The organism is uncultured Roseovarius sp., from assembly GCF_913057115.1.
Lineage (GTDB): Bacteria > Pseudomonadota > Alphaproteobacteria > Rhodobacterales > Rhodobacteraceae > Roseovarius.
The window spans coordinates 104,868-122,366 of sequence record NZ_CAJXNN010000001.1 but is presented as its reverse complement, the minus strand read 5'-3'; the positions used below and the strand labels follow the sequence as shown (position 1 = coordinate 122,366).

General features: G+C 60.2%; 17 protein-coding genes. 10 read left to right on the top strand and 7 right to left on the bottom strand.

The genetic code is table 11. The annotated features are described in order from the left end of the window. Positions 1-44 precede the first annotated feature (44 nt). The 3 genes from pheS (at position 45) to pheT (ending at position 4,380) form a co-directional block, all read left to right on the top strand. Entirely contained in the window at positions 45-1,118 is a 1,074-nt protein-coding gene (pheS, locus tag QZ498_RS00610; protein ID WP_294619154.1) for a phenylalanine--tRNA ligase subunit alpha, read from the top strand. Positions 1,119-1,375: 257 nt separating this feature from the next. Further along, positions 1,376-1,657 carry a YrhK family protein gene (locus QZ498_RS00605; RefSeq protein WP_294619152.1) on the top strand — a complete coding sequence of 94 codons (282 nt, stop codon included), beginning with the start codon at positions 1,376-1,378 and terminating at the stop codon, positions 1,655-1,657. A 323-nt stretch (positions 1,658-1,980) separates the two neighbouring features. Beyond that, positions 1,981-4,380: a phenylalanine--tRNA ligase subunit beta gene (gene pheT, locus QZ498_RS00600; RefSeq protein ID WP_294619150.1), complete on the top strand. Its 2,400-nt coding sequence runs from the start codon at positions 1,981-1,983 to the stop codon at positions 4,378-4,380. A gap of 3 nt (positions 4,381-4,383) precedes the next feature. On the opposite strand, the gene QZ498_RS00595 is transcribed toward pheT, so the two are convergent. Then, positions 4,384-4,839 carry a hypothetical protein gene (locus tag QZ498_RS00595; protein WP_294619148.1) on the bottom strand — a complete coding sequence of 152 codons (456 nt, stop codon included), beginning with the start codon at positions 4,837-4,839 and terminating at the stop codon, positions 4,384-4,386. Between the two features lie 142 nt (positions 4,840-4,981). Here QZ498_RS00595 and QZ498_RS00590 point away from each other — a divergent pair, with 142 nt between their 5' ends. From QZ498_RS00590 to QZ498_RS00575, 4 genes are all read left to right on the top strand, one after another. After that, positions 4,982-5,431 carry a YtoQ family protein gene (locus tag QZ498_RS00590; protein WP_294619146.1) on the top strand — a complete coding sequence of 150 codons (450 nt, stop codon included), beginning with the start codon at positions 4,982-4,984 and terminating at the stop codon, positions 5,429-5,431. A 124-nt stretch (positions 5,432-5,555) separates the two neighbouring features. Then, on the top strand, positions 5,556-6,362 hold the full coding sequence (locus QZ498_RS00585) for a mechanosensitive ion channel domain-containing protein (RefSeq protein WP_294619144.1): 807 nt from the start codon (positions 5,556-5,558) through the stop codon (positions 6,360-6,362). A gap of 135 nt (positions 6,363-6,497) precedes the next feature. Continuing rightward, the gene (locus QZ498_RS00580; protein ID WP_294619142.1) at positions 6,498-7,283 is read left to right on the top strand and encodes an ion transporter; all 786 of its coding nucleotides are present in this window, start codon (positions 6,498-6,500) and stop codon (positions 7,281-7,283) included. Between the two features lie 139 nt (positions 7,284-7,422). Continuing rightward, complete coding sequence (locus QZ498_RS00575) at positions 7,423-7,980, top strand: hypothetical protein (RefSeq protein WP_294619140.1); 558 nt, start codon at positions 7,423-7,425, stop codon at positions 7,978-7,980. A gap of 5 nt (positions 7,981-7,985) precedes the next feature. Here the strand turns inward: QZ498_RS00575 and QZ498_RS00570 are convergent, their stop codons facing one another. Then, positions 7,986-8,915, bottom strand: a complete 930-nt coding sequence (locus QZ498_RS00570) for an ABC transporter ATP-binding protein (RefSeq protein WP_294619365.1) — start codon at positions 8,913-8,915, stop codon at positions 7,986-7,988. 74 nt (positions 8,916-8,989) lie between these two features. On the opposite strand from QZ498_RS00570, the gene QZ498_RS00565 reads away from it, so the two are divergent. The 3 genes from QZ498_RS00565 to QZ498_RS00555 are packed head-to-tail and all read left to right on the top strand — an operon-like array spanning position 8,990 to position 12,723. Beyond that, the gene (locus QZ498_RS00565) at positions 8,990-9,178 is read left to right on the top strand and encodes a zinc-finger domain-containing protein (protein ID WP_294619138.1); all 189 of its coding nucleotides are present in this window, start codon (positions 8,990-8,992) and stop codon (positions 9,176-9,178) included. Positions 9,179-9,231: 53 nt separating this feature from the next. Continuing rightward, positions 9,232-12,036, top strand: a complete 2,805-nt coding sequence (gene polA / locus QZ498_RS00560; protein ID WP_294619136.1) for a DNA polymerase I — start codon at positions 9,232-9,234, stop codon at positions 12,034-12,036. Positions 12,037-12,060: 24 nt separating this feature from the next. Continuing rightward, positions 12,061-12,723: a hypothetical protein gene (locus QZ498_RS00555; protein ID WP_294619134.1), complete on the top strand. Its 663-nt coding sequence runs from the start codon at positions 12,061-12,063 to the stop codon at positions 12,721-12,723. Between the two features lie 52 nt (positions 12,724-12,775). Here QZ498_RS00555 and QZ498_RS00550 read toward each other — a convergent pair whose 3' ends face one another. The 5 genes from QZ498_RS00550 to QZ498_RS00530 all read right to left on the bottom strand — a co-directional run bounded on the left by QZ498_RS00550 (position 12,776) and on the right by QZ498_RS00530 (position 17,435). Then, a complete protein-coding gene (locus QZ498_RS00550; protein WP_294619132.1) occupies positions 12,776-13,549 on the bottom strand; it encodes a 5-oxoprolinase subunit PxpA in 774 nt (257 codons plus the stop codon). Positions 13,550-13,693: 144 nt separating this feature from the next. Continuing rightward, a complete protein-coding gene (locus tag QZ498_RS00545) occupies positions 13,694-14,977 on the bottom strand; it encodes a TRAP transporter large permease (protein WP_294619130.1) in 1,284 nt (427 codons plus the stop codon). Next, entirely contained in the window at positions 14,977-15,522 is a 546-nt protein-coding gene (locus QZ498_RS00540; RefSeq protein WP_294619127.1) for a TRAP transporter small permease subunit, read from the bottom strand. The genes QZ498_RS00545 and QZ498_RS00540 overlap by 1 nt, the downstream gene beginning before the upstream one ends. A 27-nt stretch (positions 15,523-15,549) precedes the next feature. Further along, positions 15,550-16,581, bottom strand: a complete 1,032-nt coding sequence (locus tag QZ498_RS00535; RefSeq protein WP_294619125.1) for a TRAP transporter substrate-binding protein — start codon at positions 16,579-16,581, stop codon at positions 15,550-15,552. Between the two features lie 35 nt (positions 16,582-16,616). Continuing rightward, positions 16,617-17,435: a putative hydro-lyase gene (locus QZ498_RS00530; protein WP_294619123.1), complete on the bottom strand. Its 819-nt coding sequence runs from the start codon at positions 17,433-17,435 to the stop codon at positions 16,617-16,619. Positions 17,436-17,499 lie beyond the last annotated feature (64 nt).

Here is a 17,499-nt window from a genome sequence, read left to right as displayed (position 1 = left end):
CCCCAAAGGTATAGCAGAGCGGCCAAGACCAAAGGGATAGGCTCATGGACGACCTCAGAGACAAGTACCTTGCCGCCATCGCAAACGCAGGCGACGAATCCACCCTCGAAGACCTGCGCGTGCAGGCCGTCGGCAAAAAGGGCGAGATCAGCCTCAAGATGCGCGAGTTGGGCAAGATGACCCCCGAGGAACGGCAGATCATGGGGCCGAAACTCAACGCCCTCAAGGACGAAATCAATTCGGCCCTTGCCGCCAAGAAACAGGCGCTTTCGGATGCCGCACTCGATGAACGCCTGCGCGCCGAATGGCTGGATGTCACGCTGCCCGCGCGGGGCCGCCGCATGGGTACGATCCACCCGGTGTCCCAAGTTACCGAAGAGGTCACCGCGATCTTCGCCGACATGGGCTTTGCCGTGGCCGAAGGCCCGCAGGTGGAAAGCGATTGGCACAATTTCGATGCGCTCAACATCCCCGGCCACCATCCCGCAAGGGCCGAGATGGATACCTTCTACATGCACCGCGCCGCAGATGACGACCGCCCGCCGCATGTGCTGCGCACCCATACCTCGCCGGTGCAAATCCGCTCGATGGAGGCCCAAGGCGCCCCCATCCGCGTGATCTGTCCGGGCCGTGTGTACCGTGCCGATTATGACCAGACCCACACGCCGATGTTCCATCAGGTCGAGGGGCTGGCGATTGATAAAGACATCTCCATGGCCAACCTGAAATGGGTGCTGGAGGAGTTCTGCCGCGCGTTCTTCGAGGTGGACGGGGTAGAGCTGCGCTTCCGCGCCTCGCACTTCCCCTTCACCGAACCCTCGGCCGAGGTCGACATTCGTTGCTCATGGGCCGATGGCACCCTGAAAATCGGCGAAGGCGACGACTGGCTTGAGATTCTGGGCTCCGGCATGGTGCACCCCAAGGTGCTGATGGCAGGCGACATAGACCCGGCGGCATGGCAGGGCTTTGCCTTCGGGATGGGCATCGACCGGATCGCCATGCTGAAATACGGCATCCCCGACCTGCGCGCCTTCTTCGATTCCGACCTCCGCTGGCTGCGCCACTACGGGTTTGCGAGTTTGGATCAGCCGACGTTGCACGGTGGGTTGAGTCGCTAAGTCAAATCCTGACCAATGCCCGTAGGGTGCGCATTCATGCGCACGACTGCTCTGGCACCGCTCATCACTTGCGTTCTTCGCGATGAAGCCCGTAAGGGCTGATGAGCGGCAGGGCGCGGCTTGTTCCGGCGAATGACCGGAATTTTCAAAAATTCCGGGCCGTTTTCTTTTCAAGAAAACGCCTCGCCGCCGCTCTTGCCTCTCCAAGGTCAACCCGCCACCCTCCAGGTAAACCCGATGCAAGCCGGAGGCCCGTCATGCGCCTGTTTACCCACGAAGCCCGTCAGCGCAGCGCTGATACCCGCCGCGTTTACGCCGCCTATGAAATTGCCCATACCGTGGCCGATTTCATCGCGGCGATTTCCTTTCTCGTCGGCTCGATCTTGTTTTTCTGGCCCTCGGTGGAAACGACAGCGATCTGGCTGTTCGTCATCGGCTCGGTCTTCTTCTGCCTCAAACCCAGCTTGCGCCTTGCGCGCGAGGTGCAGCTTTGGCGCATGGGCAACCTTGATCAACTGGCACAACGCGCCCGAGATTGAGCGGCGGGGCTGCGTACGAAAGTCACGTAGGTTTTGTACGTTTTGCGCCGCGCGCCTTGTTAAACTGCGGGTTTGAGAGGCATCGCACCGACGCAATACCGACGTTTTGCCGACGCAATGCTGATAAGTATTTTGTTTGTTTACCAAGGGCTTAGGTGTGATTCGCGGGGATGGGGCAGGGGGCGTTGCCCCCTCTTGGCCTTCGGCCAATTCACCCCCAGGATATTTAAGGCCAGAAGAAAGGGATTTGGCTTGGGGTTTTCCCGGTCATTCATATGGGCTAAACGCGCGTGAAACCCTTGTTTATCCGTGGATGAAAGCCGATGAAATTCACCCTGTCGTGGCTGAAAGACCATCTTGAGACCGAGGCCAGCGTGGCCGAGATTGCCGAGGCCCTGACCGATCTGGGCCTTGAGGTGGAAGAGATTTCCAACCCCGCCGAGCGACTTTCTGAGTTTACCATCGGCAAGGTGGTCTCCGCCGAGAAGCACCCCGATGCGGACAAGCTGAAGGTCTGTCAGGTCGAGACCGACGAGGGGCAGACACAGATCATCTGCGGCGCGCCGAATGCACGCGAAGGGATCACCGTGGTGGTGGCCAAGCCGGGCGTCTATGTCCCTGGAATTGATACAACAATTGGCGTTGGCAAGATCCGTGGCATCGAAAGCTACGGGATGATGGCCTCCGAGCGCGAGATGGAATTGTCGGAAGAACACGACGGCATCATAGAGTTGCCCTCGGGCGAGGTGGGCGAGCGGTTCACCGACTGGCTGGCGGTCCATGACCCCGCCAAGGTGGACCCGGTGATCGAGATCGCCATCACCCCCAACCGCCCCGATGCTTTGGGCGTGCGCGGTATCGCGCTTGATCTGGCTGCGCGCGGCCTTGGCACGATGAAGCCCGCCCCCGAGGCGCAGGTGGAGGGGCAATTCCCTTGCCCGATCGCCGTGACGATTGACGAAGATACCCGTGAAGGTGGCTGCGAGGTTTTCGCCGGGCGTCTGATCCGCGGTATCAAGAACGGCCCATCGCCCGAATGGCTGCAAGACCGCCTGCGCGCCATCGGCCTGCGCCCCATCTCGGCGCTGGTGGATGTGACCAACTTCTTCACCTTCGACCGCAACCGCCCCTTGCATGTTTTCGATGCCGACAAGGTCACCGGTGACCTGCGGGTGCACCGCACCACGGGCGGCGAAACCCTGATGGGCTTGGACGAAAAGGAATACACCTTCGGCCCCGGCCAAGTGGTGATATCCGATGACACCGGCGTGGAAAGCATCGGCGGAATTATGGGTGGCCTTTCAACGGGTTGCACCGATGAGACCACCAATGTCTTCCTTGAGGCCGCGGTTTGGGACCACGTGCAAATCGCCACTACGGGTCGCGCCCTCAAGATCAATTCCGACGCGCGCTATCGCAACGAACGCGGCATTGATCCGGCCTTCAACATGCAGGCGATCGAGCTGGCCACCCAGATGATCCTGGACCTTTGCGGCGGCGAGCCGTCCGAGGTGATCATCGCCGGTGAAGTCCCCGATGTCAGCCGCGCCTACCGGCTTGATCCCGCCCGCGTGCAATCGCTTGTGGGCATGGACATCCCCGAGGCCGAGCAACGCCAGACCCTGACCGCCCTAGGCTTCCGCCTTGAGGGCGACATGGCCCATGTGCCAAGCTGGCGCCCCGACGTGATGGGCGAGGCCGATCTGGTGGAAGAGGTGGCGCGGGTGGCCTCCCTGACCAAGCTGGAAGGCAAGCCCTTGGCGCGGGGTCAGGTGGGTGTGCCGAAACCGATCCTCAGCCCCATGCAGCGCCGCGAACAGGCCGCCCGCCGCACCACGGCGGCCTTGGGCTATAACGAATGTGTCACCTATAGCTTCATTGACCAAGCCAGTGCCGCGCGCTTTGGCGGCGGCGGCGATGCCACCATGCTGGCCAACCCGATCAGCTCGGAAATGAGCCATATGCGCCCCGATCTGCTACCCGGTCTGCTACAAGCCGCCGCCCGCAATCAGGCCCGCGGCATGAGCGATTTGGCGCTTTTCGAAGTGGGCCACGCTTTTGAAGGCGGTGAGCCTGAACAACAGCATGTGCAGGTCACCGGCCTTTTGGTCGGGCGCAACGGGCCGAAGGATGTGCACGGTGCCTCCCGGCCCGTGGATCTTTACGATGCCAAGGCCGATGCCGAGGCGATCCTGTCGGCCATGGGCGCGCCTGTGAAGGTGCAAATCCTGCGCGACGGGCCGGAATGGTTCCACCCCGGTCGCCACGGGCGTATCTGCCTTGGCCCCAAGAAGGTGCTGGGCATCTTCGGTGAATTGCACCCCCGCGTGCTGGAGCAGATGGACGTCAAAGGCCCCGCCGTGGCCTTTACCCTGTTCCCCGCCGAAATCCCCCTGCCACGCAAGAAAAGCGCCTCACGCGGGGCAATGACGGTCAGCGATTTGCAGGCAGTCGAACGTGACTTTGCCTTTGTCGTGGATACGCAGGTTGAGGCGCTGACGCTGGTCAATGCCGCCGCCGGGGCCGACAAGGCGCTGATCGAAGATGTGCGCGTCTTTGATGAGTTCATCGGCGGCAGCCTTGGTGAGGGCAAGAAATCCCTCGCTGTCACGGTGCGCCTGCAACCCACCGACACAACCCTGAAAGAAGCCGATATCGACGAGGTCTCGAAAAAGATCGTCGAGAAGGTCGAAAAGGCCACAGGCGGCACCCTGCGGGGCTAAGCACTATTGCGGCGGCGGCATGACGGTCAGCATGTCGCCGTTGCTCCATGTCACGGACTCATAGCACAGCTGCGCCCCCGCGCCGCCGCACCACCCCCCATCCCGTGCGATCAACAGGATGGGGCGGTCGTGCCATTCGATCATGCGCCAGCCTTCGGCCTGAAATCGCCAGCTTTCATCACCCACGACGGCATGCAACATGCAACCGCCGCTACCGCAATACATCGAGGCGGCTGAGCTGCAGGAAAACTGACTTTCATCGACCAGGGTATCGGTCTCGCCATTGCCGGTCAGGTCGACCGCAACGATGGCATCGTCATGCGCGAATTGCCCGTTTTCGAAGCTGGCACAGGCCTGTTCGGCAGCCTGCAAAATCTCGGCCACCTTGTCGGCGGCAAAGGCGGGCGCGGCAAGCAAACCACAAACGACCGTTCCGATTGATAAGGCGCGTAAATGCATGTGTGTTCTCCTGGGGCGTGCTGTGGAACAGCACGAGCAGGCTAACACCTCCCGGTCCGCATCCAAAGCCCTGCAAAGGGTGACGCGGCAGGGCAGGCGCGCTATGTATCCACCAATCAAACCCAACTGATCCGAGGACCAAATGACCCTGAATGTCTATCTTTCCGGCGAAATCCATACCGACTGGCGCGAGCAGATCATCGAAGGGGCCAAGGGGCTCGATGTCACCTTCAACAGCCCGGTCACCGATCATGGCGCATCGGATGATTGCGGTGTGGCGATCCTTGGGGCTGAGGATGACAAGTATTGGCACGATCACAAGGGCGCCATGGTCAACGCCATACGCACCCGCAAGGGCATTGCCGATGCCGATGTCGTGGTTGTCCGTTTTGGCGAGAAGTACAAACAATGGAATGCCGCCTTTGACGCGGGTTATGCGGCGGCCCTTGGCAAGTCATTGATCATTCTGCAACAGCCCGAGCACGACCACGCCTTGAAAGAGGTCGACGCCGCCGCCCTCGCCATGGCGCGTGAACCTGCGCAAGTGGTGCAAATCCTGCGCTATGTTCTGGAAGGCAGCCTTCCCGTCTAAACACGCCTGTTTGCGGGGAAATCCTTGACAAAAAACCCCTAGAGGTCAGGGTTTGCCGTGATGTATTTGCGCATCTGGTAAAGGGCGGCATTGGGTCGCCTTATTGTGAATTCTGGGGGCTTTCATGGAAGCATTTATGGACTCAATGGGTGCCTACGCGCCTTTGGTGATGAACGCGGTCAAGGCGCTTGTCGTCCTGATCATCGGCTGGATGGTCGCCGGTATGGTCAGCGGCCTTGTCCGCCGCAAAGTCAACGCCAATGAAAACGTCGACAACACGCTTGGGAACTTTGTGGCCTCTGTCGTGAAGTGGGTCATCCTGCTCATGGTGCTGGTCGCGGTGCTTGGTATTTTCGGGATCGAGGCCACCTCGCTTGTCGCGGTTCTGGGTGCGGCTACCCTGGCCATCGGTCTGGCGCTGCAAGGTACGCTCAGCGATCTGGCCGCAGGCTTCATGTTGATCCTCTTCCGGCCATATAAACTCGGCCAATACGTGGATATCGGCGGCACAGCGGGGACGGTCAAAGACCTTAACCTTTTCATCACCGAACTGGTCACCCCCGACAACGTGCAAATTATCGTGCCAAATGGTCAGGCATGGGGCGCGATCATCACCAACTTCTCGCATCACGACACCCGTCGCGTCGATATGACCTTTGGCATCGACTATGGCGATGATGCCGACAAGGCCATGGGCATCATCCTTGATCTGGCCAAGGCCGACGCCCGTGTTCACGATGACCCCGCCCCTTGGGTGCGCGTCACCAACCTTGGCGACAGCAGCGTGGATTTGACCGCGCGCATCTGGTGCGACGCCGCCGATTACTGGGACGTGAAGTTCGAGATGACCAAAGCCGTAAAGGAAGCCTTCGACAAGTCGGGCGTTTCGATCCCCTATCCCCATTCGGTTGAAATTCAAAAAGCGGGCTAAACCGCGTATCGGCACTGGCGGTTCCGATTAAAAAAGCGGCCCGGCGCAATCTGCGTCGGGCCGTTTGCCGTTCATCGGCTTGCAGGGCCGCCCCTTTCGCCCCATATCCTTGCGAAGTATTTACAGGGCCGAAACATGACATTTCGAGACAAGATAGGCGCGGTCGTCGATCGACCGGCAGTACAGAATTTCATCCTTGGCGTGATCTTGTTCAACGCCGCGATTCTAGGTTTGGAAACCTCCAAACCCGCGATGGAGATGGCCGGGCCGCTCATCGTGACCCTTGATCAAATCTGCCTCGCAATTTTCGTGGTCGAAATTGCCGCCAAGCTCACGGCGCGGGGTTTCGGTTTTTTCAAGCGCGGCTGGAACATCTTTGATTTCATAATTGTCGGTATCTCCCTCATCCCGGCGGCACAGGGGCTTTCGGTGCTCCGCGCGTTGCGCATCCTGCGTTTGTTGCGCGTGCTGTCTGTCACGCCCTCCCTGCGCCGCGTGGTCGAAGGGTTGATGAGCGCACTGCCCGGCATGGGGTCGGTCTTCCTGCTGACCGGGCTGATCTTCTACATTGCCGCCGTGATGGCCACCAAGCTCTTCGGCGAGACCTTCCCCGAATGGTTCGGAACGTTAGGCCTCTCGGCCTATTCGCTGTTCCAGATCATGACACTTGAATCGTGGTCCATGGGCATCGTGCGCCCGGTAATGGAGGTCTACCCCTACGCATGGGCCTTCTTCGTGCCCTTCATTCTGGTCACGACCTTCGCGGTGGTGAACCTTGTCGTCGGCCTGATCGTCAATTCGATGCAGGATGCCCACCATGAAGAAGACGTCGAGAAAACCGACAGCTACCGGGATGAAGTCATGGCCCGGCTGGACCGGATCGAGGCGGCGATAAACGAGCAGGCGCGAACAGGTCGTTAGGCGATCAATTTCCCCATCAGCGCCGTAAATCCGCCATGTGCGCCGGTAGTCTGGCGCTATGAACACGTTTCGTCGCATATCGCTTGTTTTGTGGGTATTGTTACGCTCATTGCCGCTAATCACTTGGGGGCGGCTGCTCATGCCTGCCGTCTTCGCAGGGAGTTGGACGCTCCTGCGCGCCGTTGGGGTAGAGCCGCCCACGGCCTTCGTCTGGTCGGCGGTTCTGGCGCAGGCCGCGCATCTCTATGCGGTCCTGCCCATATCCGTTAGGCGGCAACGCCGCCTGTTCGGACGTGCCAAAGGCGGATTATCGTGGGCCCTGCCGGTCTATCTTGCGCTTTTTGCCTTGCAAATCTGGATGGCGGATCCGGTTGTCACGCAACGGATCGTCTCAGCGGCCTGCGCAGTCTATGTTGGGATTATTGTCATAGGCCTGTGTGGGGACCGTATGGTTCTCGACCGGTTCGCACCGGTGCGGGCAGACTCAGATGTCCCGCTAGAGTTTCGCTATCACCTACTTCGGCTCTATACACTCACCGCCGTGTTGGTGCTTGTCGTCAATGAAAGCCTGCTGGCGGCGGGCACCACGCTTCAGATGCGCGTTGTCGTCTTTTCGGCACTGCCCATCGTGCTGTTTTACATGTTCGAAATCATGCTGCGCCTGACCGCTCCGCTTACGGACGAAACCCCAAGCTGACGGTGTTACCGGCTTCGCGTCAGCTCTAGGAAGACATCCTGCAAATCGGCCTGTTCGGTCTTTACATCGCGGATGCGAATCCCCGCAGCGCGCACTGCTTCCAGCACCGCCTCGGCCGAGGTTTCCCGCGCTTGGTAACTCAGCGCAAGTGACCCATCGGGCCTGGTTTCCACCTCGATCCCCGGTGCCTCGGGCAGGGTTTTGGGTGTCTCGTCGGGCTGGATCACCATGCATTTGCCGTCCAGACGGCTGAGCAGGTTCTCGGTGCTGTCCCGCGCCACCATGTCGCCGTGGTTGATGATCGCGATCTCGTCACACATCTCCTCGGCCTCTTCGAGGTAATGGGTGGTCAGGATCACGGTCATGCCGTCGCGGTTCAAACGGCGCACGTTTTCCCACAGCATCTGGCGCAATTCGATGTCCACGCCCGCCGTTGGCTCATCCAGCACCAGAACATGCGGCGTATGCACAAGCGCCTTGGCCAGCAAAAGACGCCGCCGCATGCCCCCCGAAAGCGTCCGGGCATAGGCCTCGGCCTTGTCCTCAAGCCCCACAAGCCGCAGGATTTCATCGCTGCGCCGCTGTTTTTTCGGCACGCCATAAAGCCCCGCCTGTACCTCCAAGGCCCCACGTGGAGTAAAGAAGGGATCAAGGTTCAATTCCTGCGGCATTACCCCGATCGAGGCGCGGCTTTGCCGGGGATTCACGTCTTGATCAAAGCCCCAGATCGTCACTTGGCCGGCAGTTTTCACCACCAAACCGGCAAGGATATTGATCAGCGTCGACTTGCCCGCCCCATTCGGCCCCAGAAGCCCGAAAACCGACCCCTGCGGGATGTCCAGATCGACGCCTTTCAGCGCCTCTTTGTCCGGTGCGCCCTTGCTTGCGGCATAGGTCTTGCGCAAGCCGCGTATTTCAATGGCGTTCTGGCCCATGGTCCCCTTGCCCCTGCCTTTCGGATCGCTCATATTCGGACCTAGTGGAAAGATCGGCAAAAGGAAACGCCCCGATGGTAACAAAGGCTCCGGAAAGCAAGCTCGTAGACAGCTATCGCGTCGCCTGTGACGGGGGCGAAGGGGCATTGGGCCATCCGCGCGTCTGGCTGCAAATCCCGCATGAAACCGGATATGTGGAATGCCCCTATTGCGATTGCAAATACATCCACCGCGATTTCGAGGGTAAGGTCAGCACAAGCTGATGTGCGCCAATCGCACGACGACTCAATAATTCAAGCCTGACGGGGGGCGGTCCATGTCTTTTGGAAAAGGATGCCACCTGCATCTGATTGATGGCTCGGCGTTCATCTTCCGCGCCTATCACGCACTGCCGCCACTGACGCGCAAATCAGATGGCTTGCCCATCGGTGCGGTCTCGGGCTTTTGCAACATGTTGCAGCGTTACATTGACGGCAACAGCACCGGCAATGATGCCCCCACCCATATCGCGGTGATTTTTGATAAGGGCAGCCACACCTTCCGCAATGATCTTTACGATCAATACAAGGCCAACCGCGATGAAATGCCCGAGGATTTGCGCCCGCAAATCCCGCTGACCCGCCGCGCGACCGAGGCCTTCAACATCGCCTGCAAGGAAATCGAAGGCTACGAGGCCGACGACATCATCGCGACGCTTTCCTGTCAGGCGCGCGAGGCTGGCGGGCGGGTGACGATTGTGTCCTCCGACAAAGACCTGATGCAACTGGTCGGCGATGGCGTGGAAATGTTCGACGCCATGAAAAACCGCCGCATCGACGTGGAAGGTGTGGAAGAGAAATTCGGCGTCACCCCCGACAAGGTCGTCGATGTGCAGGCCTTGGCGGGCGATAGCGTTGATAACGTGCCGGGTGCACCTGGCATCGGGGTGAAAACCGCCGCCCTTCTGATCAACGAATTCGGCTCGCTTGAGGACCTTTTGGACCGCGCCGAAGAGATCAAGCAGCCCAAGCGCCGCGAAACCCTGATCGAGAAGCGCGAGCAAATTGAACTGTCCAAGAAGCTGGTGCAGCTTGATTGCGACACCCCACTTGATTTCACATTGGATGATCTGGACCTGCGCGACCCTGACCCCGACACCCTTCTGGGGTTCCTTGCGGAAATGGAATTCCGCACGCTGTCAAAACGCATCGCCGAAACCCTTGGGGCCGAAGCGCCGGTCATCCCCGATACCAACCCCGCCGGGGCCGACCCTGTGGAGGAAGCCCCCGATTGGCCCGCCATCGACCCCGAAAAATACGAGCGTGTCTCGGACATGAAATCGCTTGAGGCGTGGATTGAGCGGATCAAGGCGCGCGGCTATGTGGCCGTCGACACCGAAACCACCTCGCTCAATGAAATGCAGGCGCTTTTGGTGGGTATCTCGCTCAGCGTTGAACCGGGGCAGGCCTGCTATATCCCGCTTGGCCATCGCGACGGCGCGGCAGATGACCTCTTTAGCTCCGAGGCCTTGGCCGACGGGCAATTGGCCATGGAGGACGCCCTCAAAGCGCTGAAACCCGTGCTTGAGGATGATTCCATCCTCAAGATCGGGCAGAACATGAAATACGACGCCAAGATTTTCGCCCGCCACGAGATTGAGATCGCGCCGATTGATGACACGATGCTGATGTCCTACGCGCTCAATTCCGGCATCCACGGGCATGGGATGGACACCCTGTCCGAACGCTACCTCAGCCACACGCCCATTCCGATCAAGGAGCTTCTGGGCACCGGCAAATCCGCCATCACCTTTGACCGGGTGCCGATTGACGACGCAGTGAAATACGCCGCCGAAGACGCCGATATCACCCTGCGCCTTTGGATGACCTTCAAACCGCAACTGCATCAGGAAAAGGTCACGACGGTCTACGAGACGCTTGAGCGCCCCCTGTCGCCCATCTTGGCCAAGATGGAGCGGAACGGGATCAAGGTGGACCGCGAAACTCTCTCGCGCATGTCCGGCAAGTTCGCTCAGAAGATGGCGCAGCTTGAGGAAGAGATTCACGAGTTGGCCGGTCGCAAGTTCAACGTCGGCTCGCCCAAGCAATTGGGCGAAATCCTGTTTGACGAGATGGGCCTCGAAGGTGGCAAGAAGGGTAAAACCGGGGCCTATGCCACAGGTGCCGACGTGCTGGAAGACTTGGCCACCGAACATGACCTGCCCGCGCGGGTGCTGGATTGGCGGGCGCTGTCCAAACTCAAATCCACCTACACCGACGCGCTTCAGGATCATATCGACCCCGAGACAGGCCGCGTGCATACATCCTATGTGCAAACCGGGGCCAGTACCGGGCGCTTGGCCTCGACCGATCCCAACCTGCAAAACATCCCCGTCCGAAGTGAGGAAGGCCGCCGCATCCGCGAGGCCTTCGTGGCCGAAGAGGGCAACCGCCTTGTCAGCCTCGATTACTCACAAATCGAGCTGCGGATTCTGGCCCATGTCGCAGGCATCGACGCGCTGAAACAAGCCTTCCGCGAGGGGCAGGATATTCACGCCATGACCGCCTCGGAAATGTTCGACGTGCCGATGGACGAGATGACGCCCGAGATTCGCCGTCAGGCCAAGGCCATCAACTTCGGCGTGATATACGGTATTTCCGGCTTTGGCCTTGCCCGCAACCTGCGCATCCCTCGCAAGGACGCCCAAGGCTTCATCGACCGCTATTTCGAACGCTTCCCCGGCATCAAGGCCTACATGGACGACACCGTGGGTTTTGCCAAGGACCACGGCTTTGTGCAAACCCTCTTTGGCCGCAAAATCCACACGCCCGAGATCACGGCGAAAGGCCCGCGCGCCGGTTTTGCCAAGCGCGCCGCGATCAACGCGCCGATCCAGGGCACCGCCGCCGATATCATCCGCCGCGCCATGATCCGCATGCCCTCAGCTATCGAAGGCCAGCCCGCCAAGATGCTTTTGCAGGTGCATGACGAATTGATTTTCGAGGTGGCAAATGACGGGGTCGATAAACTGATCGACACCGCCCGCGACGTGATGGAAGGGGCGGCTACCCCGGCCGTCAAGATTGACGTGCCGCTGGTGGTCGATGCAGGCCAAGGCGACAACTGGGCCGAGGCGCATTAAGCCATGGTGACAACCGGAGCTGACATGGCTTTTCTTCCTGACGAGATAGAAGAAAGCGGTGAGGCGCTCTCGGAAACCACTGATTCAGTAGAATTATTGGTCATGGGCTTGAACCGTCAGGGTCCGATTTGCGGTGCATCGGTCTGGGGCATGTCCTCCGGAACCGGCGCAACCTACCTCGGGGCAACGGACAACACTGGCCGTATCGAAATTTCCCCGATGCACCAAGGGATGAGGATCATGGCACGTGGCTACGCCCATGTAGACGTGAAGCCCCGCCAGCGGCACGTCCTCGTGACACCGCGTTGGCTGCATCCCGGTGCCTACAGTGGTTACCTCACAGGCCATGATGACGCCCTTTGGGTGGCCGACGGGGCAACCGGGCCGTGCTATCATTTCACGGCTTTCGGACTAATGCGGGATGCCAGGGATATGGAAACGCTCGAAGCCTCTAAATTCCGGCAATACAGCATGATGGCCGGCGTGTTCTGGATGCCGGGTGCGGATCCGATGCCTCGGCGGCGGGAGTGGACAAGTCTCGCGACCCGCAGCTACAGCTTTCCTGCCAATGGTCGATGGGTGCAGACAATAGACGGCCTGAACGAATTCCGGTTCCCCGAGCCAGCACTTATGATCGCGCGGAATTCATCCACCAAGCGTGAGGTCCGCTTTCGCGTTTGGAATTGAACGCAAGTTTGCCTGAGCCAGTCTTCCTTGATTTGACCATTTTGACGATCTGTCAAAGTGGAGCGCCATCGAAAACCTTGAGGGTCACACCATCCGCCTCAAGCGCGCCGCGCACTTGCGCGGCAATTTGCACCGCTTCGGCGGTATCACCATGCAGGCAAATCGTGTCGATCCGCGTCGGGATATGCTTGCCGCTTTCGGTGATGATGGCCCCCGCCTTCACCATGTCTACCATCCGCTTGGCCGCCGCCTCGGCGTCGTGGATCACCGCTCCCGGCTGGCTTCGGTCCACCAGCGTGGCGTCGTCATTATAGGCGCGGTCGGCGAAAATTTCGCAGGCGGCATTGCACCCCAGTTCGCTGACGGCTGCCTGCTGCGCCGTACCGGCCAGAACCATGATGATAATCTCGGGATCGACGGACAATGCCGCCTCATAGCAAGCCCGTGCCATGGGTTTGTCTTCCGAGGCCATGTTCGCCAAGGCCCCATGCAACTTCAGGTGTCGTACCTCGGCGCCCTGCGCCCGGGCCATGCCGAGCGCCGCGCCAAGCTGATAACGTACCAGATTGCCAAGGCTCTCAAGCGGCACATGCATCCGCCGCCGCCCGAAGCCCTGCAAATCGGCAAAGCCAGGGTGTGCTCCGATGCCAACGCTATTCGCCTTCGCGGCCTGCATGGTCCGCGCGATCACGTCCCAATCGCCCGCGTGCATCCCACAGGCGATATTGGCCGAGGTCACAATCCGCAAAAGCGCGGCATCGTCGCCCATGTCCCAATCACCAAAGCTTTCGCCCATATCGGCATTCAGATCGACAGTACGGGTCATCGGACCTCCCTCGAGTTTCATTATCGTTGGTTGCACCGTTCAATCGTTGATAGGTCAGCAGAGCGTCCATGTCATGTGCATCAGGCATCACGGGCAGGTGTCGTCGGCTTGTTGTCCTATAGGTCAAGGCGGGGAACGGGCTGTCTAGTTCAAAGCCCCCGGCAGATAGAGCGCGATTTGCGGGAAAGCGATCAGGGCCATGGCCATCAAAAGCATGGCAATCACATAGGGAATAGCGCCCAGCATCACCTCGCTCATGGTACCCGACTGTCGCGCCCCCTGCACCACGTAAAGGTTCAGGCCCACGGGTGGCGTGATCAGCGCCATCTCGATCAGCACGATCATCAGGATACCGAACCAGATCGGATCATAGCCCATTTCCACCACCAAGGGCACGATGATCGGGATCGTCACAACCATGAGCGACAGGGTTTCGATAAAGAACCCAAGCACGATGTAGATTCCCACGATCACCAAAATCGTCATCAGCGGCGTCAGGCCAAGCCCATCAAGGAACTGCCGAAGTTCATTGCCCAAGCCCGCCGAAGCCAGCGTGAAGTTGAGGAACGAGGCCCCAAGCACCACCAGCATGATCATCGAGGTGATCTTTACCGTCCCAAGGATGCTTTCATAGAACATCTTGGTTGAGACCCCGCCAAACACCGCCGCAATCACCACGGCCCCGGCCACGCCCACGGCGGCGGCCTCGGTCGGGGTGGCCCAGCCTTTGTAGATCGTGCCGATGATGACGGTGAACAGCAGGATAATGGGGATCAGATGCACCAGCGCCCGCAGCATTTCCGGCAGCGGGAACATCCGCCGTTCCCCACCCAACTCGGGGCGGGCGGCACAAATCAGCGCGGTAATCACGATAAAGCCCACGGCAAGCCCGATCCCCGGAACCAGCCCCGCCAGAAACAACTGCGGTATCGAGGTTTGCGTCAAAAACCCATAGACAATCAGGTTGATCGACGGCGGGATCATGATGCCAAGCGTCCCGCCCGCGGCGATCGCCCCGGAAAACAGCTTGGGGTCATAGCCCAGCTTTTCGGCCTGCGGCATTGCCACCGTGGCCACCGTCGCCGCAGTTGCCACCGAACTGCCCGAGGTGGCCGAAAACATCGTCGCCGTGGCAACATTGGCATGCACCAAGCCACCGGGCAGCCATGAAATCCACTTATCAAGCGCGGCATAGGTCCGCGCGGCCACGCCGCTCCGCACAAGGATTTCGCCCAACATCACGAAGAAGGGGATAGCGATCAGCGTGGCATTGTTCGAGGTCGACCAGACCATGTTGCCAAGGCCCCGGATCAACGGGAAGGGGCTGAAAAACGTATCGACACCAAATCCAAGCAGGAACAGCACGATCCCCACCGGAATCGACAGGCTCAGAAGCGCCAGAAGGCCGATTGAGACATAACCAATCATTACACCGCCTCCTCTTCGCCAAAGGCCCCGATGGCGGCTTCGCTGGCACCGAATTTGCCCTGCGCCACCAATATCAGCGCGGCAATGAACGTCAGCCACGACATGGCGGCAAACCAGACCCAGCCCGTGAACCATGGCATGTGCACCGTCCAAAGCAGGGTCTCAAGCGGCGTGTTGGCGCGCGACCCCATGGAAAGCGAGCGGTCCAGCACCGGCCATGCTTTCACCGCGATCAGGGTCACCATCCCGCTCAGCACCAGCATGGAAAACAGATCGAACGCCGCCCGGCCCTTGGGGCCGGTGCGACTGCGTAAAATATCAATGCGGACGTGGCCCAATTCCATCAACGCAAAACCCATGCCCCACGATGTGGCAATCGCCATGGCATAGCCGCTGATTTCATCGGTCCCCCCGAAGGAGGACCCCACCTGCCGCAGAACGATATCGGCCAGCACGACAGCGGCACAGGCCAGCAACATGATGCCAACCAAAACCGCCACACCGCGATTAAGCCGCTTGAGACTGTTCAAAAGACGTTCCGGCATGATGGGGCCCTCATCCAATTGGTTGGGTTATTCGATGGTTACACCAACGACCTCACCAACCGAGGCATTCCAACGCTCGGCCCAGTCACCGCCTGCGCGCTCGGCCCAATCGGGCAGCACTTCACCGATAAGGATGTTGCGCGCCTTCTCGAAATCGGCGTCCGACACTTCGACCAAGGTCATGTCGCGCGCATCGCCCGCCGGGCACTCACCATTGCCGGTCAGGCAGGCAATATCGTTGACAAGCGCATCTTGCGCGGCGGCCCAAGCAGGCTCTTCGAATTCGGCTTTGATTTGGGTGGTGATCAACTCTTGGGTCGCGGCATCAAGGCTGTTCCATTTGTCCATGTTCATCGCCGTGACAACCGAATCCCAACCACCCAGCGGGATCGCCATCAGGTGCGTGGAAACCTCCCACCACCCGGCGCTATAGCCCGAACCGGCCCCGGTCACGGCACAATCCACAACGCCCTTCTGCAGCGCCCCCGGCACTTCCGAGAAGCCGACGTTGACGCCTTCCGCGCCCAATGCCTCAAGGAACTTGGCCGTCATCCGGCCCGAGGCGCGCACCTTTTTGCCTTCCAGATCGGCCAACTCGCTGACCTCGGCGTTACAGAACACCACCTGCGGCGGATAGGGCGCAATGGCCAGAACCTTGCTGTTGAAGGTATCGCGGTAGATGTCATCCACCATCGGACGCGCGGCATCGACCATGGCGCGCGCCTCATCCGCCGTCAGCGCCAGCAGCGGCACGTCGAGGCCTTCAAGCGCAGGTTCATCGGCCACGGCATAATCGGCCACGGTCATCGCCACGTCATAAACCCCATCACCCAACAGGCGGAACACATCGGCCACACCAAGGTTCATCTGGCCATGGGTGGTCAGCGATACATTAAGCTCACCACCCGAGGCTTCGGGCAGCGTCTCGGTCCAGAAGGGCGCCTCATATTGCTTATGAAGCGGCAGGCTTGACCAGCTTCCCACAACCGACAGGTCTTCGGCGGCCACGGGGGCGGCCATCAGGGCAGCAACGGCTGCGGTTCCAAGAATATGTTTCATGTCATCTCTCCTTGTTGGATTTCTCTTTTTGGTCTTCACTTTTGGGGCCGGATCACCGGCACCTCGGCATCCTCGGCCACATCCGCAATCAGCATGTGACCGGGCTTATGGGTAATGCAAAGCGGCAGCTTTGCTGTCTCAACGGCCACCTGCGGGGTCACCCCACAGGCCCAGAACACGGGCACCTCACCGGGGCCAATCGGGGCCGGGTCGCCCCAATCCGGGCGGGCGATATCGGCAATCCCGATCTTGCCCGGATCACCGACATGCACAGGCGCACCATGCGCCAAGGGATAAAGCCGCGAAATGCGGGTCACCTCATCCACCCGACCCTCGGGGATGGCGCGCATACTCACCACCATCGGCCCCGAGAACCGCCCGGCAGGTACGGTATCAATCGACGTGCGGAACATCGGCACGGTGGTGTTGTTCTGAATATGCCAAAGCGAAATGCCCGCCGCCTGCACCGCATGCTCAAAGGTGAACGAACACCCCAAGGCAAAGGCCACCATATCCTCTTGCCACAGGCTGGCAATATCAGTGACCGACTCGGACAGCGCCCCGTCGCGATAGATATTATAGGCGGGCACATCCCGGCGAATGTCGATGTCGTGTCCCATGGTCTGCATCATCGGATTGCCCGTGTCCGACACCCCCGTCAGGGGGCAGGGCTTGGGGTTCCGCTGACAAAACCGCATGAAATCGAGGGCATGGGCCTCGGGCATGATCACCACATTGGCTTGCAGGCATCCCGCACCCAGCCCGGCGGTATGCCCTGCGTAATCCCCGCTGCGAATGGCCGCGCGCACCTGCGCGGCGCTTAATCCTTTGAGCTCTAGATATGTGGTGCCCAAATCCTTGGCCCTCCTGAGTCGTAAGGATTGCCCGGCGCTAACATAAATACAAATCGAATAGTAT